This is a genomic window from Patulibacter sp. (genome assembly GCF_030655195.1).
Lineage (GTDB): Bacteria > Actinomycetota > Thermoleophilia > Solirubrobacterales > Solirubrobacteraceae > Patulibacter.
Genome location: NZ_JAURWA010000105.1, coordinates 1 through 23,335, shown reverse-complemented (window position 1 = coordinate 23,335; position 23,335 = coordinate 1). Strand labels below are relative to the sequence as shown.

Sequence of the window (23,335 nt, the reverse complement as noted above, 5' to 3'; positions counted from 1 at the left end):
CCGTCGACGTCCCGCAGCCCCGCATCGACCCCCGCACGCCCCTGGGTCGTGCCGTGCCGGTCGCCGCCGCCCTCGCCGCGCTCGCCGGACCGGCCCTGGGCGCCGCCGTCTGCCTGGCGCTCGTGGCCTCCGCCGTGGCCGCGCTCTGCTCGTCCGGAGCGCCCGGGGCGGCGAGCGTCGGCTCCCGGCGCCTGGCCGCCGGTCTGGTCCTCGTCGCCGTGGCCGTCGCGGGCGGCGCGGTGCTCGTGGGCCCCGTCGTGGGCGCGGTCGCCGGAGGCGCCGCGGTGCTCCTCGGGCCCCTGGTCGCCGGGGGCCTCGCGGTGGCCCTGGGAGGGTGTCCCGGTCTCGCGCGTGCACCCCGTAGCATCCGGTGACCCAGGTGGGCCCCCCAGTGCTGCGAGACATCGAGAGCAAGCTAGCCGGTCTGGTCGAGGGAACCTTCGGCCGGATGTTCCGAAGCGAGGTCACCCCCGCTGAGCTGGCCCGTGGGCTGGCCCGGGAGATGGAGGCCACGCGCCGCCAGGGCCTCGACCGCACGTGGGTCGCCCACCACTACGACGTGTACCTCTCCCCCGCCGACCACCGGCGGATCGCGGAGGGCTCGGCGATGCTCGGCGACGAGCTCGCCGCGAGCCTCGTGATCCACGCCCGCGAGCAGCGCTTCGCGCTCGCCCACGCCCCCGAGGTCGTCTTCCACCTGGGTCCCGAGCTGCCGACGAGCCGCTACGGCGTCAAGGCCACGCACGTCGAGGGGCCGTCCGACCGCGCCCAGGAGCCCGACCGCGACCGCGGCCGCGCCCAGGCCCGCGAGGGCCGCCGGCCCGTCGAGGACGCACCGCCCGTCCCGCGACGCCGGGAGCCCGTCGCCGAGGCGCCGCCCCGCGCGCGCCCGCGCGAGGGCTCGCGACCGACGGCGAGCGGCCTGGTCCTCGTGATGGACGGGCGTCGCGAGCCCCTGCCGCCCGCCGGCGGGACCGTCGGGCGCAGCCGCGAGTGCGACGTCGTCATCGCCAGCGCCGAGGTCTCCCGGCAGCACATGGAGCTCCGTCCGCGCGGCGGCGACTGGGTCGTCTTCGACCTCGGGTCGACCAACGGCGTGCGGCTCAACGGCCGGATGATCGGCGGCCCCGACGACGCCGCGGTCGTCCGCGGCGGCGACCGCCTCGACCTCGGCACGGTGTCCCTGAAGGTCGAGGACGCCGCGTGATCCAGCCACCGCTGGCCGACCTCGTCGAACCCGTCTCGGTCGCGCTGAAGTTCGCGATCGTCGGGGTGCTCTACCTCTTCCTCGCGTGGATCGCCCGCTCGAGCATCGTCGATCTCGGGCGCGGCACCGTCGGGGCCGTCGCCCCCGGCGTCGCGTCCGGCGAGGGCCTGTCCGGCGGCGGGGCCGGTGAGCCCCGGCTGCGCGTCGAGCGCGCGATCGGTCACCATCCCGGCGACGAGTACGACGTCGGGACCGGTGCGATCATCGGCCGCGGCAGTCAGGTCGAGATCCAGATCGAGGATCCGTACGCGTCCGGCAAGCACACGCGACTGGTGCGACAGGCAGGGGTGGTGATCGTGGAGGATCTTGATTCGACGAACGGGACGTTCCTCAACGAGGAGCCGCTCGTCGGCGCGCAGCCGCTGCAGCTGGGCGACCGCATCCGCATCGGCGACACCGAGTTCACCTACCTGGACGACTGAGTGCTCCGCGTCATCGAATACGCCCAGCGGACCGACACCGGCCGCCAGCGCCCCGCCAACGAAGACTCCTTCGTCGCGCGGTCGCCCCTGTTCGCGGTCGCGGACGGGATGGGCGGTGCCCAGGCCGGCGAGGTCGCCTCGCGGATGGCCGTGGAGGTGCTGCACGAGGGCCTGGGCGGTGCGGGGACCGACGGGACCGTCGCGGAGCGCCTGCGCGACCAGGTCGTCGAGGCGAACCACCGGATCCACGAGCGTGCACAGAGCGACAGCCGCAACGCCGGCATGGGCACCACGCTCACCGCCGCGTACGTCGACGAGCGCCGCCTGGTCGTCGTCCACGTCGGCGACAGCCGCCTGTACCGCGTGCGCGACGGGGTCCTCGAGCGCCTGACGCGCGACCACTCGCTGGTCGAGGAGCTCGTCCGCCAGGGCCGCCTGACGCCGGAGGAGGCCGCGGAGCACCCGCAGCGCTCGATCATCACCCGCGCGCTGGGCCCCGAGTCCGAGGTCGCGGTCGACTCCGAGGTCCTCCGTGTCGAGGACGGCGACCTCTTCATGGTCTGCTCCGACGGCCTGACGGCGATGCTGTCGGACCAGCGGATCTCCGACCTGCTGGCGGGCGACCCGCCGACCGGCGAGCGTGGCGAGCGCGTGCCGCTGCACAAGCGCGTCGACGCGCTGGTCGACGCCGCCAACGAGGCCGGCGGACGCGACAACATCACCGTCCTGCTCTTCCGGGTGGAGAACGACGAGGTCGGCCGGACGGGGACGTTCGGCGCCGTCGGCTCCCCCGTGGGCGAGCAGACCACGGAGACCCACCCGGGGCCCGACGCGGACGGTCAGTCCGAGCAGGCGACCGCGGTCATGCCCGCGGTGACGCCGGGCGACCTGGACCGCGAGGCCCACGGCGACGAGGACGGTTCGCGCAACCTGATCTCGGCGAGTGGCCCGCGACAGCCGCGGCCGGCGGGCAAGCGGAGGCGGCGGGGCCTGCGGGCCGGGCCGTTCATCGTGCTGTTCCTCGTCTTCTGCGTGCTCATCGGCGGCTACTTCGCCTCGCAGACCGTGTACTTCATCGGCACCAACCGCGGGCTGGTCACCGTCTACCGCGGCCTGCCGTACGAGCTGCCCTTCGGCGTCCGCCTGTACTCGTCGAACTACCCGTCGTCCGTGCCGGTCGACGAGGTCCCCTCCGCGCTGCGCCCCAAGCTGTTCGACCACCAGACGCGCTCGCTCGAGGACGCCAACAGCCTGGTCTCGGCCCTGGAGCGCGGCGAGGTCGTCACGCCGTGAGCGCCCGCAACCGCGAGGCTCTCGCGCTGTTGCCCTCCGCGCTGCTGGTGACCGCCGGCTTCGCGGCGATCTTCCTCAAGCGCGACGCCTTCCTCTCCGACGCCTCCCTGACCTACGGGGCCGTCTTCCTCGGCCTCTGCCTGGTCGGGCACCTCGTCGTCCGCTTCACCGCCCCGAACGCGGACCCGTACCTGTTCCCGCTCGTCGCGGTGCTGGCGTGCTTCGGGCTCGTCGAGCTGTACCGGATCGACGAGAGCTTCGCCCGGCTGCAGGCGCAGTGGTTCGTCGTCGGCCTCGGCCTGTTCGCGGTGACGATGGTCATGCTGCGCGACCTGCACCTGCTGGAGCGCTACCGGTACACGATCGCCTTCGGGTCGATCCTGCTGCTGATCCTGCCGCGGCTGCCCATCATCGGCGGCGCCTCCAACGGCGCGTACCTGTCGATCAACGTCGGGCCCCTGTCGTTCCAGGCGGCGGAGTTCGCCAAGATCGGCATCGTCATCTTCCTGGCCAGCTACCTCCGCGACACGCGTCAGGTGCTGATCCACGGCGGCCGCCGGTTCCTCGGCATGTCGTTCCCGCCGCTCCGGCACTTCGGACCGCTCCTGGCGATCTGGGGCGTCGCGATGATGCTCCTGATCTTCATCCGCGACCTCGGCTCGTCGGTCATGTTCTTCGGCGCGTTCCTGGCGCTGCTCTACGTGGCGACGGGCAAGAAGCGGTTCCCGGTCATCGGGCTCGGCGCGTTCGCGCTGGGCGCCTTCTTCGTCGGCGGTCGCGTCGGCCACGTGCAGGACCGCGTCGCGGCCTGGCGGGACCCGTTCGAGCCCGCGCTGTTCAACCAGGTCGGCGGGTCGGAGCAGCTGGCCCAGTCGCTCTTCGCCCAGGCCGACGGCGGGCTGTTCGGCCGCGGCTTCGGCCAGGCGGAGCTCGGCCTGGTCAACCAGGACGGCGCGATCGGCACCGCGCTGCTGCCGGCCGCGAAGAACGACCTGATCTACTCGCTGATCGCCAACGAGACCGGGCTGCTCGGCGCCGCGGCGATCCTGCTGGCGTACCTCCTGATCATCAACCGCGGCTTCCGCATCGCGACCCTGGCCCGCGACCCGTTCTCGAAGCTGCTGGCGACCGGCCTGACGTCGGTCTTCGCGCTCCAGGTGTTCGTGATCGTCGGCGGCGTGACGAAGGTCATCCCGCTGACCGGCGTGACGTTGCCGTTCATCTCCTACGGTGGCTCGTCGATCATGGCCAACTTCGTCCTCCTCGCCCTGCTGATGCGCCTGTCCGAGGACGCGAGGCGGCCCGCGTGAACAGCTCGATCCGCAACCTCTTCGTCCTCTTCGTCCTGCTGTTCGGCGTCCTCGTCGTCTTCACGTCGCGCTGGACCGTCTTCGAGGACGGCGACCTGCGCGCGGACTCGCTGAACCGCCGCGACGTCATCCGCGCGTCCCGGATCCCCCGCGGCCGGATCACCGCCGCGGACGGCACGACGCTGGCCCGCAGCCGCAAGATCCAGTCGCGCGACACCGGCGACGCCGTGTACCAGCGGGTCTACCCACAGGGCACCCCGTACGCCGCGACCGTCGGCTACAGCGACACGTCCCTCGGCCAGCAGGCCGGACTCGAGCGCTCGCAGAACGAGTACCTGTCCGGCAAGGCCACGAAGGCCGCCACGGCGGTCGACCGGTTCATCAGCGGCGACCAGCGCGGCGACGACGTGCGCACGACCCTGCAGCCGTCGGTCATGCGGGCCGCGATCCAGGGCCTCGACGGCAAGGCCGGCTCCGTCGTCGCGCTCGAGCCGAAGACCGGCAAGGTCCTCGCGATGGTCACGGTGCCCAGCTACGACCCCGACCGGCTGATCGCCGACGGCGAGTCGTACCGGAAGGAGCTCAAGGACCGCGACGCGTGGGAGCTCAACCGCGCCACGCAGGCCGACTACGTGCCGGGCTCGACCTTCAAGGTCGTCACGACCGCCGCGGCGCTGGACAGCGGCAGGTACACGCCCGACACGATCGTCGACGGGTCCAACAACCAGACCTTCTCGAGCGTGCCGCTGGGCAACTTCGGCGGCGAGGACCCCGGTCCCGTCACCGTCCGGCAGGCGCTCGTGCAGTCCGTCAACGGGGCGTTCGGCAACATCGCCGTCGACCTCGGCGGCCGGCGGCTGCAGACGGCGATGGAGAAGTTCGGCTTCGGCGAGGAGCCGCCGCTGGACTACCCCGAGAGCCAGATGCGGCCCTCGGGCATCTTCCGGAACGGCAGGCTGATCCCCGCCAACAGCCGCTTCGTCGACCTCGCACGCACCGGCATCGGGCAGGACAAGCTCGGCGCCACGCCGCTGCAGATGGCGATGGTCGTCTCCGCGGTGGCCAACGGCGGGCGGCTGATGAAGCCGCACCTCGTCGACCGCGTCGTCGACCCCGACGGGCGCGTGCAGGTCGACGTCGAGCCCGAGCTCTACAAGCAGTCGATGAAGGCGTCGACCGCCGCGTCGCTGCGCAGCATGATGGCCAACGTCGTCGACGAGGGCACCGGCGCGGCCGCGAACCTCGGCACGGGCGTCCAGGTCGGCGGCAAGACCGGCACCGCGGAGCTCGGCAACGTCACCGCCGGCATCAACAACCTCTGGTTCATCGGCTTCGCGCCGGTCCAGGACCCGAAGGTGGCCGTGGCCGTGATCGTGGAGAAGTCCCCGGGACAGGGCGGGCAGGTCGCCGCCCCGATCGCCAGGAACGTCATCCAGGCCGCCCTCGACGCTGGAGCAGGCCGATGAGTGCCGTGCGATCGGGCTCCTGGACGACGGAGACTCCGGGCCCGCGCGCCTCCCGCCGCCCTGGACGCCGGAGCAGGACGATGACGCTGGACCCCACCACCCCGGTCGGAGCAGGACGATGAACAGGGTCGGACAGACCATCGACGGGCGCTACCTCGTGGAGCGCCGGCTCGGCACGGGCGGGATGGCCGAGGTCTACGGCTGCGAGGACCTGCAGCTCGGGCGTCACGTCGCCCTGAAGGTCCTGCACGAGCAGCTGGCCGAGGACCCCGACGTCGTCGCGCGGTTCCGTCGCGAGAGCCAGTCCGCGGCGGGGCTGCAGCACCCCCACATCGTCCAGGTCTTCGACCGCGGCGACTGGGACGGCATCCCGTACATGGCGATGGAGCTCGTCGACGGGGTGACGCTCAAGGACGTCATCCGCGACCAGGCGCCGCTGGACCCCGTCAAGACGATCGACCAGATCTCGCAGGTCCTCGACGCGCTGCGCTACGCCCACAAGCGCGGCCTCGTCCACCGCGACATCAAGCCGCAGAACGTCCTCGTCGGCCCCGACGGCGACCTGAAGGTCGCCGACTTCGGCATCGCCCGCGCCGTCGACGACCTGCAGATGACGCAGACCGGCATGATCGTCGGCACCGCGCACTACCTCTCGCCCGAGCAGGCCTCCGGGCAGCCGATCACGACCTCGGCCGACCTCTACTCCGTCGGCGTCGTCCTCTTCGAGATGCTCACGGGCCGGATGCCGTTCGACGGCGACCAGCCCGTCGCGATCGCGCTGAAGCACGTCAACGAGGACCCGCCGGCGCTCTCGATCGTCAACCCCGAGGTGCCCGGCGACCTCGAGTACGTCGTCCTGCGGTCGATGTCGAAGCAGCCGGAGGACCGGTTCGAGGACGCCGAGGAGTTCATCGCGGCGCTGCAGGGCGTCCGGCACCGCATCGTCTCCGGCGCGCCGGTGCCCGCACAGCCGCAGCTCGCGGCCGCCGCGGCGATCGCCCAGCAGCCGACCGGCGGCTGGCTGCAGCCGGCCGCCGGGATGGCCGTGCCCGCCGGGGTCTCCCCGGAGGACGCCCGCGAGAACGCCGAGGCCCGCCGTCGCCGGCGGTGGACCATCGCGATCGTCGGCGGCCTCGCCGCCCTCGTGGTCCTCGCGCTCGTCGGCTACCTCGCCTTCGGCCGCATGGAGACGGTCCCCGACGTCCGCAACGACACGTACGAGGCGGCCCGCCAGAAGCTCGAGGGCCAGGGCTTCGACGTCACCCGCGACCAGGACCGCGCCAGCTCGACCGTCGACCGCGGCGAGGTGATCGAGCAGTCGCCCGGCGACGGGCGCAAGGTCCGGCGGGGCACCGAGGTGCGGCTGGTGGTCTCGAGCGGGCCGCGCAGCGCCACGGTGCCGTCCGTCGAGGGCCTGTCGCTGTCGGACGCCAGACAGAAGCTGCGCGAGGCCGGGTTCACGGAGTTCCAGGACTCGCGGATCGCGAGCGAGACGATCGCCGTGGACCGGGTGATCGGCACCGCGCCGGCGGCGAACACCACGGCGCGGACGGGCGACCGGATCGTGATCCAGGTCTCGCAGGGCCCGACGACCGGCACCACCACCACGACCACCGCGCCGGAGCAGGTGACGGTCCCCAACCTCGACGGCATGACGCGGTCCCGGGCCGAGGCCGCACTGAAGGCGGTCGGGTTGACCGCGACGTTCACCGAGCAGGAGAGCGACGAGGACGAGGGCACCGTCATCGCCCAGCAGCCCGGGTCGCGCTCCGAGGTCGACAAGGGGTCCAACGTGGCGGTGACGCTCGCGACCCCGAACGCGGACTCCGGCGGCGGCGGGGGCGAGACCTCGACCGACGTCACGGTGCCCAACCTCGAGGGCCGGACGCAGGCCGCGGCGACCGCGGCGTTGCGCCGGCTCGGACTGCGGCCGCAGGTCCGGACCCAGACCACCACCACCCAGTCGGAGAACGGCGACGTGATCGACCAGCAGCCCAACGGGGGCCGGGTCGCCCGCGGCTCGACCGTGACGGTGACCATCGGGGTCTTCGAGGCCGCGCCCGACCCCGACCCCGACAACGAGGGCAGCACCCCCGGCGACGGCACCACCGGCGCGGCCGGTGCGGGGTCGACGAGCACCGCGTCGAGGGACCAGGGCGTCCGGGCGGGGGCGGGAACGTGAGCCGCGTGGCCGTCCTCGGCGGCGGGCGCTCGTCCGAGCACGACGTCTCGCTGCGCTCCGCCGCCGCGGTCGCCGCCGGCCTGCGGGCCGCGGGGCACGAGGTCGTCGAGGTCGACCTCGCGCGCGACGGCGGATGGGCCACCCGCGACGGCGCGCCCGTCGCGCTGACCCCCGGTGGCGGGCTGCTCGACTGCGACGTCGTCTTCCCCGTCCTGCACGGGCCGTTCGGCGAGGACGGCACCGTCCAGGGCCTCCTCGACCTGCTGGACGTCCCGTACGTCGGCTCGCCGGTCCTCGGCTCGGCCGTCTGCATGGACAAGCTCGTCTTCAAGGACCTGATGGTCGCCGCGGGCGTGCCCCAGGTCGCCTACGAGCCCGTCCACGCGCGGGACTGGGCCGCCGACCGCGACGCGGTCCTCGCCCGGGTCCAGGCGCTCGGCCTGCCGGTCTGGGTCAAGCCCTCGCGGCTGGGCTCGTCCGTCGGCATCGCGCCGGCCCGCACGCCCGAGGAGATCGCCCCGGCGATCGAGGACGCGCTGCGCCACGACGCGCGCGTGATCGTCGAGGCGTCCGCCACGGGCGTCGAGGCCGAGACCGCGGTCCTGGGCTCCGGGGACGCGCCGACGGTCTCCGAGATCGGGCAGATCGTCCTCACGAGCACCGATCCGGACGCCTGGTACGACTACGAGGCGAAGTACACGCCGGGCGGGATGGAGCTGCGGATCCCCGCACCGATCAGCCCCACCGCGAGGGCGCGGGTGCAGGAGCTCGCCGCGCGGGCGTTCACGCTCGCCTGCTGCGACGGCCTGGCGCGCGCGGATTTCTTCGTCGACGGCGAGGAGGTGCTGCTGAACGAGCTGAACACGCTCCCCGGCTTCACCGCGACCTCGGCCTACGGCAAGCTCTGGGAGTCGTCGGGCGTGGCCTACCCCGACCTCGTCTCCCGCCTGGTCGCGCTGGCGCTCGAGCGCCACGAGCGCGAGCGCACGCAGGAGTTCTAGGGACCCCGGGCAGGGCGCGGCTCGCCTGGGGCCCGGTCGCCCGGCCCTCACGGCCGGTGCCCCGACGTCGCGTACCGGCGGTGCAGGGCCGGTGGGCCGTCGGCCGGAGGTGGCGGGCCAGACGATCTCCGAGCGGGGGCGCGCCAGCAGCGAGGGTGCGTCCACCGACGTCCATCGCGACTTGACTGTGCGCCCGGGCACAGAGTACGTTCGGTGCACAAGCGTGCGCTGTGCGCGCCCGTGGTGTCCCCTACGCAGTCCCAGGAGCAGCAGATGAGGTCCTTCAGAGGAGCCTGTCCATCGGCGTTGGCGTTGGCGGTCGTGGCCGTCGCCGTCGCACCATCGGCGGCGTCGGCCGACGGGTGCACGAACCCCGTCGTCCGATCAGGAGCCGAGGCGCGGTTGCCGGACTGCCGGGCGTGGGAGCAGGTCTCCCCGACGGCCAAGGACGGGGTCGACGTCGTGAACTCCGGCACGGTCGCCGCCGTCGACGGCGGCGACCGCGTGTACTTCAACGCCGCCGGGGCCTTCGCCGGCGCGGAGTCGGTGCTCTACGACACCGCGTTCCTCTCGTCCCGAGGCGCGGACTGGACGACCCGCGGGACCGACCCGCCGCTGACCCCGACCGGCCTGCTCGTCAAGGCGACGCTGGGGCTCTCGGAGGACGGGACGAAGGCCGTGGTCGCCACGTCGCTGGCCCTGGCGCCCGGCGCCATCGCCGGCGGTAGCAACGTCTACGTCCGCGACCTGCGTCCCGGCGGCGCGTACCGCCTCGTGGCCGCGGCTCCCGGCACCAGGCTGTACGAGGACCTGACGGGCTTCGGCGGCCAGGGCAACTACCTCGGCGGCTCCGACGACCTGTCGTCGGTCGCGTTCATGAGCACGGCGCCGCTGACGGGCGACGCACCGGACGACGGCACGCGGTCGCTCTACCTCTGGCGCGACGGAACGCTGGAGCTCGCGAGCCGGCTCCCCGACGGATCGACGTCCGACCTGCCCTACGACGGGAACACGCCGTCCCGCGCGGATCGCCGGGTGTCCGCCGACGGATCGCGGGTCCTCTTCCGCTCGTCCTTCTCGGCCCCGCTCTACCAGCACGTCGCGGGTGCCGGGACGACGCTGATCTCGCGGTCGCACCGCACCGGGGACGCCCCCGGCACCTCATCCATCGTCAGCACGCTCCGCGCCTCGGACGACGGGCGCACGGTGACCTTCGTGGCCAACGGACCGTTGACCGACGAGTCGGTCACCGGCCCGGGCGGCGCGGTCCCGGGAGCGATCTACCGGTGGACCGCCGACGGCGACCGCCTGGAGGACCTCACCGCGCCGTTCACCGCGGACGGGTCGCCCTTGGCGCTCACCCTCCAGGGCGTCTCGAAGGACGGCCGCTACGTGTGGTTCACGGCGGTCCGCCCGCTGACCGCGGACGCCGGCACGGGCGCGGGCGACCGCCTGTACGTGCTCGACACCTCCACCGACACGCTCCGCTTCGTCACCGCGTTCCCCGGAGAGGGCGGGTCGGCCACCGCGTACCGGTTCAGCCCGAGCGGCAGCCGCGTCGCCTTCCAGGCCTACAACGCCATCGCGGGGGCAGTCAGCCCCGATCCGGCGTGCCGGGAGGCGGCGATCGCCCCCGGCCTGTGCGGCAACGTGTTCACCTACGACGTGGCCACCCCCGACGTGCCCGTGCGCTGCGTGTCCTGCGGCCCGGCCGGAACCCCGCTGCGCGCAGCCGCCGCCTCCTTCGGCCGACCGGCGACCGCCTTCGACGGACGCGACAACCGGGCGGTCCTCGACGACGGGCGCGTCTACTTCGACACCCCGAACCGCCTGGACCCGGACGACACCAACGACGTCGGCGACGTCTACGAGTGGGCGCCCGGACGCGGAGCGTCACTCATCAGCTCGGGCTCGAGCGGAGAGCCGGCGAGCTTCGGCGACGTCTCGGAGAACGGCCGGGACGTGTTCCTCGTGACCGCCGACCGGCTCGTCGCGCAGGACGTCGACGCGCTCGCCGACCTGTACACGGCCCGCGTCGGTGGCGGGATCCCCTCGCAACGCACCTCGCCCGCGAGCACGGCCGGTGCCTGCACCGGCGAGGCGTGCCGGTCGGCCCCGGGCGACGCGCCCGCGAGGCCGGAGCCCGGCAGCGCGACGTTCGAGGAGCCGGTGAAGGGCGCCTCACCGCGCCTGTCCGTCACCCGGCCGAGCGCGAGCGCCCTGCGGACCGCCGGGCGGCGCGGCCGGCTCGTCCTGCGGGTCACCGTCACCGCCCCCGGGGCGCTCCGCGCGACCCTTCGGGGACGGTTCCCCGACCGGAAGACGCGGACGGCCGCGAAGGCCTCGGTCACGGCGAAGCGGGCGGGCACGGTGCAGCTCACGCTGCGGCTGTCCGCGTCCGCGCGCAAGGTGCTGCGCCGGAAGGGCCGCCTCGCCCTGAAGCTGACCGTCGCCTATCCCGCCGCCGCGACCGAGTACCAGCGGACGTTCACCCTGACCACCGGTCGCAAGGCCACCAGCACGAAGGGCGGTGCCCGATGAGGCGCTCCGTGGTGGCCTGTGCGGCCACGATCCTCGCCGCCGCCGGCGGCTCCCTGGCGCTCGCCGCTCCGTCGCAGGCCTTCGAGCTCCGGGGCGCCGGCATCGGCCTGACCAGCCCGGGCAGCGTCTCGAACCCCACGCCCGACGCCCCCGAGCTGCGGGCGGGTGCCCACCCGGACGTGACGGTCGACCTGCAGTTCCCGGTCACCGAGGACGCCAACGGCACCCAGACCCCGACCGAGAGCGTCAAGGACATCGACGTCGACCTGCCGCGCGGGCTGATCTTCAACCCCACCGCGGTGCCCCGGTGCACCGGACAGCAGCTGTCGCTCGACTACTCCGCCAAGTGTCCCCTCGCCAGCCAGATCGGGACCGCGTACGTCGGGCTCTCGGGCTTCGAGCAGGCCTTCCCGATCTACAACATGGTCCCGCCCCCGGGCGTCCCGGCGCAATTCGGGTTCAACGTGGTCAAGACGACGATCCGCATCGACGGTGCCGTCCGGAGCAGCGGGGACTACGGGCTCTCGGCCCGGGTCCGCGGCATCTCCCAGGCGCTGCCGCTGACGAGCACGCGGATCGTCCTGTGGGGCGTGCCCGCCGACGCGGTGCACGACGCGGACCGCAACTCGCTGACGGAGGACAACGAGCCCGTGACGGGACCGGCGAACATCCCGGTGAAGCCCTTGACCTCGAACCCGGGACGCTGCACCGGCGCCCCGTTGGCGTTCAGCGCACGGGCGAGCTCGTGGCCCAGTCCCGCGTTCTCCTCGCCCGTGGTCGCATCGAACCAGCGCATCGGCGGCGCACCGCTGACGATGACGGACTGCGGCGGTCTGCCGTTCGAGCCGACCGTCCGCGTCCAGCCGACGACGGCCGCCCCGGACAGCCCCACCGGGCTCGACGTGACGGTGTCCGTGCCGCAGTCCGACAGCCCGCAGGTGCGCTCGAGCGCGCACCTGAAGGACCTGTCGATCCTGCTGCCCGAGGGGATGAACGTGAACCCGTCCGCCGCGGACGGGCTGACGGCGTGCAGCCCGTCGCAGATCGCTCTCACGAGCGACGCGGCCGCCTCGTGCCCCGACGCCTCGGCGCTGGGCTCCGTCGGCATCGACACCCCGCTGCTGGAGGAGCCCCTGCGGGGACGCGCCTACCTGGCGTCGCAGAACGACAACCCGTTCGGGACGACGCTGGCCATGTATCTCGTCGCCGAGGGCTTGGGCGTGCGGATCAAGCTCGCCGGCCGGATCGACGCGGACCCCGCGTCCGGGCGACTGCGGGTGACGTTCTCCGACACGCCCGAGCTGCCGTTCAGCACGCTGCGCGTGTCGCTCGACGGCGGAGAGCGAGCGCCGCTGACGACCCCGGCCGTCTGCGGGCCGCAGAACGTGCAGGCGGATGCGACCCCCTGGTCCGGTGCGCCGACGAAGGCGCTGACGAACGGGTTCGCGATCACCTGCACGCCGGGTCTCGGCGCCTTCGCGCCGTCGTTCCTGGCGGGCACCGCGTCGCCGACCGCCGGGCGGTTCTCGCCGCTGAGCATCTCGGTCACGCGGCCGGACGGCCAGGCCCACCTCCAGGGGCTGACCTTCCAGCTGCCCCCCGGACTCCTCGCCAAGATCAGCGGGGTGCCGCTGTGCGGTGAGGCGCAGGCGGCCGCCGGGACGTGCGAGGCCCGGACGCGGGTCGGCGCGGCGACCGTCACGGCCGGCGCGGGCTCGCGGCCGTTCCCGCTGAAGGGCGAGGTCTTCCTGACCGGGCCGTACAAGGGCGCGCCCTACGGGCTCTCGACCCGCGTCCGGGCCATCGCCGGGCCGCTCGACCTCGGCACGGTCGTCGTGCGCCAGGCGCTCCACATCGACTCGGAGGACACGCACGTGACGGCCGTCAGCGACCCGCTGCCGACCATCCTGTCCGGCATCCCGATCCGGCTGCGAGCGCTGGACGTCGTGCTCGACCGGCCGGGCTTCACCGTCAACCCGACGAGCTGCGGGGCGCAGCGGATCGGCGGCACGCTGGGGTCGGTCGGAGGGGCGACCGCAGCGGTCTCCACGCGGTTCCGCGTCGGCGGCTGCCAGGCGCTCCCGCTGTCGCCGAAGCTGTCGCTGCGGATGGTCGGCAAGGGGCGGACGTTGCGCAAGGGCGGACACGCCGGGATCCGTGCCCGGATGACGCTGCCGCCGTCGCAGTCGGGCCTCCGGCGCGTCGAGGTGCAGCTCCCGCTGACCCTCGCGCTCGACGCCGACAACGCCCGAGGCCTCTGCGAGTCGGCGGCCGGTTCGGCGCGCGAGCCGAAGTGCCCGGCCTCGTCGAAGGTCGGCACGGCGCGGGTGAAGTCGCCCCTCCTGCCCCTGTCGCTGACGGGCCCGGTCTACCTCGTCAAGGGGGTGCGGACGACGGCCGGCGGCAAGCAGGTCCGGACGCTGCCCAAGCTCGTCCTGCCGCTGAAGGGCAACGGGGTGCAGATCACCCTGCGGGCGAACTCGCTGGTGCGGAAGAACCAGCTCGTGGCCCAGTTCGACCGGATCCCGGATGCGCCGGTCAGCCGGTTCGACCTGACCCTCAACGGCGGGAAGCGCGGCATCCTCGCGGTGACGCGTGACGCCTGCCGCTTCGACCGGCGGGCCGCCCTGCGGTTCTCCGGGCACAGCGGACGCGCGCGCACCGGCGTGGCGCGCATGACGATGGACTGCCGGGGCCAGAAGAGGTAGTCGGGCGGCGCGGGTCCGGAGGCGTCAGGGCACCCCTCGCGGGTGGCCTGAGCCCTGCCGGACCCGTGATGCGCCCGGACTCGCGACGCTCAGGTCGGGGCCCGCACACCCCTGCGGGTGGCCTGAGCCGTGCCGAACCCGTGATGCGCCCGGACCCGCGACGCTCAGGTCGGGGCCCGCACACCATCCACCGGTCAGCGGGTGGCGGCCCGCTGCAGGTTCATCGCGCTGATCGAGACCTTCGCGCGGCCCGTCGTCACCGGCGGCAGCTTCGTGATCCACAGCAGGTAGTAGCGGTAGCGGGTCCCGCCGGTGCTGAGCGGGATCACGTCGTCGCCCTCGGTGGCGGTGCCGAGCGTGCCGACCTCGACCCAGCCCGGGTCCTCGCGGGTCGTCGGGGGACCGCTCCCGTCGGCCGCGGCCAGGACGGTCGCGCCCCAGCCGGCGGTGGACGTCGTCAGGTCGAGCTTCGTCGCGGCGACGGTCTTCTCGCCGGCCCCGACGTCGAGGTAGATGCCGACGCCCTGCTTCGCGCCGAACGTGCCGCCGGAGTAGCCCTCGGTGTCCCACGAGGTGTTCGGGTCCCCGTCGAGGACGCGGAAGGTCTCCTCCGGGTGCTCCCGCGTGTCGCCGGGCGCCGGGTCGTAGTCGCTGGCCGCGTCCTGGGCGAGCTTGATGGACTGCTCCCCCTGCGCCACCGGGGTCCGCGGCGCCTGGCCGGTGCCGCGCCGCGTGTTGTCGCCCGTGGCGAGGAAGCCCACGACGACGAGCGCCGCGACGACCGCCAGCAGCGCGACGCCGACCACGGTGCGCCGGCCGAGGCGCAGGTTGGCCCGGCGCTGCTGCGCCTGCGGGAGCGAGCGGAAGACCGCGGTGGCCTCGCCCGTCGTCTCGCCGCGCCGGCCGGCCTCGATCGTCAGGACGTCCTCGAGGTCGGCGACGAGCTCGTCGGTGCTCGTGTACCGGACGTCGAGCGACTTGGCGGTCGCGCGGTCGACGACGGCGGCCAGGGCGGTGCCGATCGAGGGGCGCAGGCGCTGGACGTCGGGCAGCTCCTCGCGCACGTGCTTCATCGCGACGGCGACCTGGTTCTCGCCGTGGAACGGGATGTCCCCGATGAGCATCTCGTAGAGCACGATGCCCAGCGAGTAGACGTCGCTCTGCCCGTCGACGTCGTGGCCCATCGCCTGCTCGGGCGAGACGTAGTCGGTGGTGCCCAGGACGCGCCCGTCGGCGGTCAGCCCGTGCTCCTCGAGGGTCCGGGCGATGCCGAAGTCGGTGACCTTGGCGACACCCTCCTCGTTGATCAGGACGTTCTGCGGCTTGACGTCCCGGTGGACGATGTTGCGCTCGTGGGCGGCACCGAGGGCGCGGGCGATCTCGACCGCGTAGGCGACCGCCTCGGTCACGGGCAGGCGGCCGACGCGCTGGACGCGCTCCTTCAGCGTCTCGCCCTTCACGTGCTCGAAGACGATGAACGGCGTGTCCTCGTCCTCGCCGGCGTCGATGACCTGGACGATGTTCGGGTGGTTCAGGCGGGCGACGGCCCGGGCCTCGCGGCCGAAGCGCTCCAGCTGCTCCGAGTGCTCCGCCAGGTTGCGGTGCATGAGCTTGATCGCGACCGTGCGTTCGAGCACGGTGTCGAAGGCGCGGTAGACCGTCGACATCCCTCCAGAGCCGATCTGGGCCTCGAGGCGGTAGCGGTCCGCGAGCAGTGTGCCGACGTCGATGGTCACCCGTAGTGCCCCATTGTGCGGGTCCGGCGCCCGATCGTGCCGGGTCGTCGGCCGCGCGAGCCCGATCGGCGGCGCGCCGCACGGGGGACGACGGACCCGCGGCGACGGGTCGGGGCGTCCGGGAGCGGGTCCACGACGGGGATCTTGCCGGTTCGGGCGGCGCGGCGCACCCCTCGGGCGGGACCTGCCGCGACGCACGGGGCGTTGCAGGGCGCGGGGGCGACAGCGAGGCGCGGCGCAGGGGCGCAGCGGGGTGCGGTGTGGTCCACGATCCAGGTCTCGCTGGGCCGGTGGGCGCGAGACCCGGATCGGTGGCGCCTGGAGGAACCGTTCCACCTCTCGGGCCGGTTGGTCGGGCGAGACCCGGATCGGGTACCGCGGACGGGCGGGGGAGGCCCCGGGGAGCGCCGTCCCCCTCGCGTCGCCGACCACCCCGATCCGTCCCCCGTCGCCCCGGCCGTGCGCGACACTCGGTCCATGTCCCGCCCCGTCCCCGCCGCCCTGCTGGTGCTCGCCCTGGCGACCGCACCGGTCCTCGCGGGCTGCGGTGGCGACGACCCGGCGACGACCGAGGGCGCCGCGACCACGCAGCCCGCCACCACGGCACCGCCCTCCACGCCCCCCGCGACCACGACGAGCCCCGTGCCCACCACCCCCGCCCCCGATCAGGACGACCCGGGGGCTCCGGCGCCGGACGACACCGCGACGCTCGAGGCGCCCGGTGCGGACCCGGAGCCGTCCGCCCCGACGATCGCCGAGGTCCAGCGACCGGCGCAGCCGCTGCGCTGCCCCGGCAAGGGGGCGAAGGGGTCCCCCGGCGAGGAGGGCGACTTCGACGCGCGCGAGCTCCTCGGACTCACCACCGCGAAGGCCGAGGCACTGGCCCAGCGCAACGACTGCGCGATGCGGGTCGTGGTCCGCGACGGGCAGGACCTGGTCCGCACGATGGACTACTCGAGCGGCCGCGTGAACGTCACGGAGACGCAGGGCAGGATCGTCGCGCTGAACGGGATCGGCTGAGGCGGCCCGGGACCGTCGCACCGGACGGGATCGCGAGGCCGCCCGGCGTCGCCCGCCCCGGCTCAGCCCTGCAGGACCACGCCGCCCGGCGCGGTGCAGCGGCCGGGCTGATCCGACACGGTGCCGATGCGGCGGGTGCCGTGGTGGTGCTTCTCGAGGATCGCGACGGCGGTGTCGACGACGTCCTCGGGCACGATCGCGACGAAGCCGCAGCCGTGGTTGAAGACCTCCCACATCTCGGCGTCGGAGACGTTCCCCAGGCGCTGGATCAGGCCGAAGATCGGGGGGACCGGGAGCGGCTCGGTGACGTCGAAGCCCAGGCGGTCGGGACCGAGCCGCACGAGGTTCAGCAGGCCGCCGCCAGTGATGTGGCTCAGGCCACGGATCTCGACGCCGCTCTGGAGCAGCTCGACGACCCCGCGGACGTAGATGACCGTCGGCTCGAGCAGCGCGTCGGCGATCGAGGCGCCGCCGAGCTCCTCCGGGCGGTCGTCCAGGGACAGGCCGCCGTCCTGCTGGAGCGCCTTGCGGGCCAGCGTGTAGCCGTTGGAGTGGATGCCGCTGGAGGGCAGCCCGATCATCGCGTCGCCCGGCTGGATCCGCTCGCCCGTGACGAGCTCGTCGAGCGCGACGGTGCCGATCGCCGTGCCGCAGAGGTCGAAGCCGTTGGGGTCGGGGTGGCCCTTCAGCAGCTCGGGCAGGACGGCCAGCTCGCCGCCGGGGATCTCGATGCCCGCGTCCTCGGCGCCGGCCTTCAGGCCCCGGGCGATCGCGGCGAGGCGCTCGCCGTCGGGCTCCTGGACGGCCAGGTAGTCGAGCATCGCGATCGGCTCGGCGCCGACGCAGATCAGGTCGTTGACGTTCATCGCGATGCAGTCGATGCCGACCGTGTCGAGGCGGCCGGTCTCCTCCGCGACGATCAGCTTGGAGCCGACGCCGTCGGTGGCCATCGCGATGCCGAGGTTCGGCGCGACGCGCAGCACGCTGGCGTAGTGGCCCGACGGCAGCACGGAGATCGACGGCTTGCCCGTCCTGATCGTCTTCAGCACCGCGACGAGGGCGCCGACGCCCGCGTCGGACTGGTCCGTGTCGACTCCGGAGGCAGCGTAGGCGTCGCTCATCGCGGGGGATCTTCGCACTGATGCGACTCCCGCCCCCCGCCGAGCACCGGCGGGAGGCGGGCCGAAGGCCGGCCCGAGGTGGGCGCGGCGCCGCCGGCCCGTGCGCGGGAGCGACCGCGGTCGGCCCGATCGTGAGCGCGAGCGGGTCGCCGGACGCGCGACGGGGCAGCCGTCCGACCGCCGGTAGGATCCGCCCGCATGACCGCCCTCAGCGCCCCCGAGCGCGCCCTGTCGCTGATGGACCCGCCGGTCGGGGCGCCGCGCGTCACGGACGGGTACCTCGACCTGCTCGGGCCCGCGGGGGAGGACGGCCGGGTCTCGCTCGCCCAGCGCGCGATGCGCTCCACCGTGGTCCCGAAGATCTACGAGCGCGCGTGGCGGCCGTTCCTGTTCACCCTCTGGACGCTGCGCACCACGGGTGCGGAGGAGCGGCTGGTCCACGACCGGCTGCACCCGGTCGAGGGCGACGTCGTGCTCGACGTGGCGTGTGGCCCCGGCAACACGACCCGGCGGCTGCGGGCGTCCTACGACGGCGGTCTGGTCGTCGGCTTCGACTACTCCGCGACGATGCTGGCCCGCGCGACGGCCGACACGTACGACCCCGGGGTGGCCTACGTGCGCGGCGACGCGCACCGGCTGCCGTTCGCCGACGGCTCGTGCGACGTCGTCAGCTGCCTCGGGGCGCTCTACCTCGTCGAGGACCCGTTCCGCGTCGTCGATGAGCTGCTGCGCGTCCTCGCCCCGGGCGGGCGGATCGCGATCCTGACGACCTGCGACCGCGGCCCGGCGCCGTTCCGGGCCCTGACCGGGCTGACCGAGCCGCTGTCGGGCCTGCGGACGTTCGCGCCCGACGCGTTCACGTCGCGCTTCGAGGCCGACGGCCTGGAGGACGTCCGCATCGAGGTCTCGGGCGTGTCGCAGACGGTGTCGGGGCGGCGACCCGGCGAGGCGTAGGGGCGGGGAGCGGCGGAGGGTGCCCCGCAGCGCCGGCGGCCCCTACCTGCGCCAGCGGCGGTCGGCCTCGGCGAGGGCGCCCGCGAGCAGCAGCCGGTAGCCGGCGAACGGCCAGAGCGGCAGGCCCTCCAGGGTGCGCCGGGCCATCGGGGCCGCGACGACGCCCGACAGCGCACCGGTGGTGGTGACCGCCAGGAGCGGGGTCAGGTGGCGCGGATCGATCGTGCCGTCGCGCAGGCGGGTGCCGAGGCGGACGACCTTCAGCGCCGTCGCACCCCCGACGGCCGGCACGGCGAGGGCGGCGGAGATCTTGCCCGACGCCTCGCGGGAGAACCCGCGGGCGCGGGCGGCGACGAGCACCGCGCCGCTGCGGGAGACCCCGGGCCACAGGGCGGCGGCCTGGGCGGTCCCGATCAGGAGGGCGTCGACCACGGTCCCGTCCTCCCAGGGGCGGCCGGCGACGGCGGCCCCGTGCCGTCGCCGCGCCACGATCCCGCCCGGCGCCAGGGCGTCCGCCACGACCATCGCGACGGAGCCCGCCACGAGCCCGGCCGCGATCGTGCGGTCGCCGCCCAGGTGGTCCTCGATCTGTCGCTCGAGGGTCAGGGCGCCGATCACGGCGGGGACCGAGGCGGCCACGATCCGCCCGGCGGTCATGGCGGCCAGGCGGGGTTCGCGGAGCACGCCGCGGGTGGCCTTGCGGGCCTCGCCCCGCAGGCCGATCGTCAGGCCCAGCAGGGTGCCGGCGTGGGCGCCGACCTCGACGCTCTTGGCCACCTCGGGGTCGGACGGGCGCCGGCCCCGGCGGCCTGCCGCGAGCCGCGCGACGAACGCCACGTGCGCCGAGGACGAGACCGGCAGCGCCTCCGCCGGGCCGTGCAGGGCGCCGGCCAGGAGCGCCGCCGCGAGGCTGCGGCGCGGGCTGAGGCGGGGGGTCGGCGTCGGCAGGGCGGTCACGGCGGGCAGGCTACGCCCCTCCCGCGCGCCGGAGCCCCACGGCGGACGTTCCGCGGGTCGCGGGCGCCGGCCGTGCGAGGAGGAGGCGCCGGAGTCGCGCGGCGTCGACCCCGCCCGCCCCGGACCGCGGGGTCGCGTCCGTACCCTTGGGTCCATGCCCGTGCCGCTGTTCGACACCGCGACCGCGCTGGCCCCCCTGCGCGCCGAGCTCGACGAGGCGCTGCTGCGGGTCGCGGCCGACGGGCGCTTCATCCTCGGCCCGGAGACCCAGGCGTTCGAGCGCGAGTTCGCCGACTGGATCGGGGCGGAGCACGCGATCGGGGTGGCCAACGGCACCGAGGCCATCACGATCGCGCTGCGGGCCCTGGGCGTCGGGCCCGGCGACGAGGTCGTCGTGCCGTCGTTCACGTTCTGGGCCAGCGCCGAGGCGATCCCGCCGACGGGGGCCACGCCCGTCTTCTGCGACGTCGACCGCGAGACGATGTGCGTCACCGCCGAGACCGTGAAGGCGGCGGTCACGCCGCGGACGAAGGCGGTCGTCGCGGTGCACCTGTTCGGCAACGTCGCCCCGATCGACGAGATCCGGGCCGTCACGGGCCTGCCCGTGCTCGAGGACGCCGCCCAGGCCGCCGGCTCGACCCTGACCGCCGACGGCGACCCGACGGGCCGGCACGGCGTGCGCCGGCCGGGCGCGCTGGGCGACGTGGCGACGTTCAGCTTCTACCCGTCGAAGAACCTCGGCGGGTTCGGCGACGGCGGGGCGATCACGACGTCCGACGCCGGGGTCGCCGAGCGGGTGCGCACCCTGCGCTTCCACGGCAGCGCGGACAAGGTCGACTACTCCGAGATCGGCTACAACAGCCGCCTGGACGAGCTGCAGGCCGCCGTCCTGCGGGTCCAGCTGCCGCACCTGGACCGCTGGGCCGGCCACCGCGCCGCCACGCACGTCCGCTACCACCGCGCGGGCCTCGACGAGCTCGTGGAGCTCCCCGTCGCGACCCCCGGGGCGACGCCCGCGTGGCACATCTACGTCGTGCGGTCCGAGCGTGCGGAGGAGCTCGCCGCCGGCCTGACCGAGCGCGGCATCGGGGCCCGCGGCTACTACCGCACGCCGGTCCACCGCCAGGTGCCGATGGCCGCGTTCCAGCCCGACGGCCCGGTGGACCTGCCGGTCACCGACGAGCTGGCCCGCACCCACCTGGCGCTGCCGGTCAACGCGGCGATCACCGAGGAGCAGGTCGCCGAGGTCGTGACGGCGGTCGCGCAGGTGCTCGCGTGAGGGGCGGTGTGCGAGGGATCGCCGCGACGACGGTGGCCGCCGTCGCGCTCGGGCTGGCCGCCGTCGGCTGCGGCGGGGGCGACGACGCCACGCCGCCGCCGCCGACCACCACCACGACGGCCGCCGGCGACCCCGCGCTCGCGACCCCCGACCCCCGTGCCGCCGGCACCGCCTACCTGGCGCTCGGCGACTCCCTCGCCCAGGGGGTCCAGCGGAAGGACGGGTCGTTCGGGACCACCCGCGAGGGCTACCCCGACCAGCTGGCGTCCCGCCTGCGGGACGCCGGGACGCCCGTGACGCTCAGCCGCATCGGCTGCTCGGGGGCGACGGTGAGCAGCCTGCTCGACGGCGGCCGGGAGTGCGGGCCCGCGGCGCCCGAGGGCCCGCCGTACGAGAACCGCGACGCCGCCACCAGCCAGCTGGCCTACGCCGAGACGTACCTGCGCGCCCGCGGCGACCGTCCGACGCTCGTGACGATCGACATCGGGGCCAACGACCTGATCGGCTGCGCGGGCGTCGACCCGACGAAGGTCCGGTCGTGCCTGGCCGACGGGCTCCCGCAGGTGCGCACGCGCCTGCAGGAGGTCGCCCGGCGGCTGCAGGACGCGGCCGGCCCGCGCACCGTGCTGGCGGCGATGACCTACTACGACCCGGCCCTCGCGCTGGTCCGGCAGCCGCTCGCGAAGGAGGCCGCCACGGCCTTCCACGACATCGTCCGCCGGCAGGCGAACCCGACGATCCGCCGGACGTTCGCCGCGCAGGACTTCGTCGTCGCGCGGGTGGACCGGGCGTTCGACAGCGACGGGCCGGTGTCGGACGCGGCGGTGCAGAAGGCCTGTGCCCTGACGCGCCTCTGCGGCGCCGGTGCCGACTTCCACCCCAACGCGGAGGGCTACGGCGTGATCGCCGACGCGTTCCTCGACGTGGTGCGGGCCCCGGTGGCACGGGTGGCCGGCTAGCGGCCGCGATGCGCGACCATGGGCCGCAGCGATGCGCGTCTGGATCGACCTGACCAACAGCCCCCACGTCCTGGTGCTGCGCCCGGTCATCGAGGACCTGCGCGCGCGGGGCCACGAGGTCGACGTCACCGCCCGGGACTTCGCGCAGACGCTCGGCCTGTGCGACCGGCTCGGGATCGAGCACACGGCGATCGGCCGGCACCGCGGCGAGCGGCTGCCGGACAAGGCGCGCGGTCTGGCGTCGCGGACGACGGCGCTCCTGCGCTGGGCGCGCCGCGTCGGCGGGCACCCGGACGGGTCGCGGCCGTTCGACGTCGCGCTCGGCCACGGGTCCAACGACGTGACCGTCGCCGCGGCGCTGCTGGGGATCCCCTCCGCGACCGCGTTCGACTACGAGTGGGCGACGGTCCAGCACCAGATCAACTGCCGGCTGGCCGCGGCGGTCGTCGTGCCCGACGTCATCCCCGCCGAGCGCCTGGCGCCGTACGGGGCGACGGGCAAGATCCGCGCGTACGAGGGGCTGAAGGAGGAGTACTACCTCGCCGACCTCGAGCCCGACACGTCCGTGCTGGACGAGCTGGGCCTCGACGCGACCGCGCCGCTGGCCGTCGTCCGCACCCCCCCGGAGGTCTCGCTCTACCACCGCTTCCACAACGACCGGTTCGCCGTCGTGCTGGACCGCCTGCGCTCCCAGGGCCAGGTCGTCGTGCTGCCGCGCACCGACGCGCAGCGGGTCGAGCTGCGCGAGGCCGGCGGCTTCGTCATCCCGGAGCGGCCGATCGACGGGCCGTCGCTCGTCGCCCTGGCCGACCTCGTCGTCAGCGCCGGCGGCACGATGAACCGCGAGGCCGTCGCCCTGGGCACCCCGGTCTTCACGACGTTCGACGGCCGTCCGGGAGCGGTCGACGACGCGCTGATCGCCGACGGCCGCCTGCAGCGCCTGGAGGACCCGGAGACCGTCGACCTGGTCAAGCGGGCGGCGGGCGACGACGGGGAGTCGGGCCGCATCCGGCGCGACCCGGCGGTCCTCACGGACCTCCTGCTGGGCGCGGCCGGCGGCTGAGGCGGGGCGGGTCGCGCAGGCCGGTCGTCGAGCCGCGGGCGTCGGGGTCGGCCCGC

At 74.6% G+C, this 23,335-nt stretch carries 17 protein-coding genes and 1 pseudogene; 15 read left to right on the top strand and 3 right to left on the bottom strand.

Features of this window, described 5'->3' with window-relative positions; all coding sequences use genetic code 11:
* From Q7T67_RS10830 to Q7T67_RS10785, 10 genes and pseudogenes are all read left to right on the top strand, one after another.
* Nucleotides 1-374: pseudogene (locus Q7T67_RS10830) on the top strand (hypothetical protein); the annotation flags it as partial.
* Nucleotides 371-1,207, top strand: coding sequence for an FhaA domain-containing protein (locus tag Q7T67_RS10825; protein WP_370695388.1), 837 nt, complete (start codon nt 371-373; stop codon nt 1,205-1,207). The pseudogene Q7T67_RS10830 and the gene Q7T67_RS10825, both read left to right, overlap by 4 nt.
* Nucleotides 1,204-1,689 (top strand): FHA domain-containing protein, encoded by a 486-nt coding sequence (locus Q7T67_RS10820; RefSeq protein ID WP_304788945.1) that lies wholly within the window; start codon nt 1,204-1,206, stop codon nt 1,687-1,689. The genes Q7T67_RS10825 and Q7T67_RS10820 overlap by 4 nt, the downstream gene beginning before the upstream one ends.
* Nucleotides 1,690-2,982: a Stp1/IreP family PP2C-type Ser/Thr phosphatase gene (locus tag Q7T67_RS10815; protein ID WP_304788943.1), complete on the top strand. Its 1,293-nt coding sequence runs from the start codon at nt 1,690-1,692 to the stop codon at nt 2,980-2,982. It begins immediately after the preceding gene.
* Nucleotides 2,979-4,292, top strand: a complete 1,314-nt coding sequence (locus Q7T67_RS10810) for an FtsW/RodA/SpoVE family cell cycle protein (protein ID WP_304788941.1) — start codon at nt 2,979-2,981, stop codon at nt 4,290-4,292. Before Q7T67_RS10815 ends, Q7T67_RS10810 begins: the two co-directional genes overlap by 4 nt.
* Nucleotides 4,289-5,758 carry a penicillin-binding protein 2 gene (locus tag Q7T67_RS10805; protein WP_304788939.1) on the top strand — a complete coding sequence of 490 codons (1,470 nt, stop codon included), beginning with the start codon at nt 4,289-4,291 and terminating at the stop codon, nt 5,756-5,758. Before Q7T67_RS10810 ends, Q7T67_RS10805 begins: the two co-directional genes overlap by 4 nt.
* Nucleotides 5,759-5,876: 118 nt before the next feature.
* Nucleotides 5,877-7,940 (top strand): Stk1 family PASTA domain-containing Ser/Thr kinase, encoded by a 2,064-nt coding sequence (gene pknB / locus Q7T67_RS10800; RefSeq protein WP_304788937.1) that lies wholly within the window; start codon nt 5,877-5,879, stop codon nt 7,938-7,940.
* A complete protein-coding gene (locus tag Q7T67_RS10795) occupies nt 7,937-8,941 on the top strand; it encodes a D-alanine--D-alanine ligase family protein (protein WP_370695387.1) in 1,005 nt (334 codons plus the stop codon). The genes pknB and Q7T67_RS10795 overlap by 4 nt, the downstream gene beginning before the upstream one ends.
* A gap of 321 nt (nt 8,942-9,262) precedes the next feature.
* Nucleotides 9,263-11,482, top strand: a complete 2,220-nt coding sequence (locus Q7T67_RS10790) for a hypothetical protein (protein WP_304788933.1) — start codon at nt 9,263-9,265, stop codon at nt 11,480-11,482.
* A complete protein-coding gene (locus Q7T67_RS10785; protein WP_304788930.1) occupies nt 11,479-14,190 on the top strand; it encodes a hypothetical protein in 2,712 nt (903 codons plus the stop codon). Before Q7T67_RS10790 ends, Q7T67_RS10785 begins: the two co-directional genes overlap by 4 nt.
* A gap of 194 nt (nt 14,191-14,384) precedes the next feature.
* Here Q7T67_RS10785 and Q7T67_RS10780 read toward each other — a convergent pair whose 3' ends face one another.
* A complete protein-coding gene (locus Q7T67_RS10780; RefSeq protein ID WP_304788928.1) occupies nt 14,385-15,926 on the bottom strand; it encodes a protein kinase in 1,542 nt (513 codons plus the stop codon).
* Between the two features lie 477 nt (nt 15,927-16,403).
* On the opposite strand from Q7T67_RS10780, the gene Q7T67_RS10775 reads away from it, so the two are divergent.
* The gene (locus tag Q7T67_RS10775) at nt 16,404-16,946 is read left to right on the top strand and encodes an I78 family peptidase inhibitor (protein ID WP_304788926.1); all 543 of its coding nucleotides are present in this window, start codon (nt 16,404-16,406) and stop codon (nt 16,944-16,946) included.
* Nucleotides 16,947-17,008: 62 nt separating this feature from the next.
* Here the strand turns inward: Q7T67_RS10775 and purM are convergent, their stop codons facing one another.
* A complete protein-coding gene (purM, locus tag Q7T67_RS10770) occupies nt 17,009-18,067 on the bottom strand; it encodes a phosphoribosylformylglycinamidine cyclo-ligase (protein ID WP_304788924.1) in 1,059 nt (352 codons plus the stop codon).
* A 198-nt stretch (nt 18,068-18,265) separates the two neighbouring features.
* Between purM and Q7T67_RS10765 the strand changes: the two genes are divergently transcribed.
* Nucleotides 18,266-19,021 carry a class I SAM-dependent methyltransferase gene (locus tag Q7T67_RS10765; RefSeq protein ID WP_304788922.1) on the top strand — a complete coding sequence of 252 codons (756 nt, stop codon included), beginning with the start codon at nt 18,266-18,268 and terminating at the stop codon, nt 19,019-19,021.
* Between the two features lie 42 nt (nt 19,022-19,063).
* Here Q7T67_RS10765 and Q7T67_RS10760 read toward each other — a convergent pair whose 3' ends face one another.
* Complete coding sequence (locus Q7T67_RS10760; protein ID WP_304788920.1) at nt 19,064-19,978, bottom strand: undecaprenyl-diphosphate phosphatase; 915 nt, start codon at nt 19,976-19,978, stop codon at nt 19,064-19,066.
* Between the two features lie 154 nt (nt 19,979-20,132).
* Here Q7T67_RS10760 and Q7T67_RS10755 point away from each other — a divergent pair, with 154 nt between their 5' ends.
* Genes Q7T67_RS10755 through Q7T67_RS10745 form a run of 3 tightly spaced genes read left to right on the top strand, consistent with a single transcriptional unit; the run spans nt 20,133 to nt 23,279 of the window.
* Nucleotides 20,133-21,257 carry a DegT/DnrJ/EryC1/StrS aminotransferase family protein gene (locus Q7T67_RS10755; protein ID WP_304788918.1) on the top strand — a complete coding sequence of 375 codons (1,125 nt, stop codon included), beginning with the start codon at nt 20,133-20,135 and terminating at the stop codon, nt 21,255-21,257.
* Nucleotides 21,258-21,265: 8 nt separating this feature from the next.
* Complete coding sequence (locus Q7T67_RS10750) at nt 21,266-22,216, top strand: SGNH/GDSL hydrolase family protein (RefSeq protein ID WP_304788916.1); 951 nt, start codon at nt 21,266-21,268, stop codon at nt 22,214-22,216.
* Nucleotides 22,217-22,247: 31 nt separating this feature from the next.
* Nucleotides 22,248-23,279: a DUF354 domain-containing protein gene (locus Q7T67_RS10745; RefSeq protein ID WP_304788914.1), complete on the top strand. Its 1,032-nt coding sequence runs from the start codon at nt 22,248-22,250 to the stop codon at nt 23,277-23,279.
* Nucleotides 23,280-23,335 lie beyond the last annotated feature (56 nt).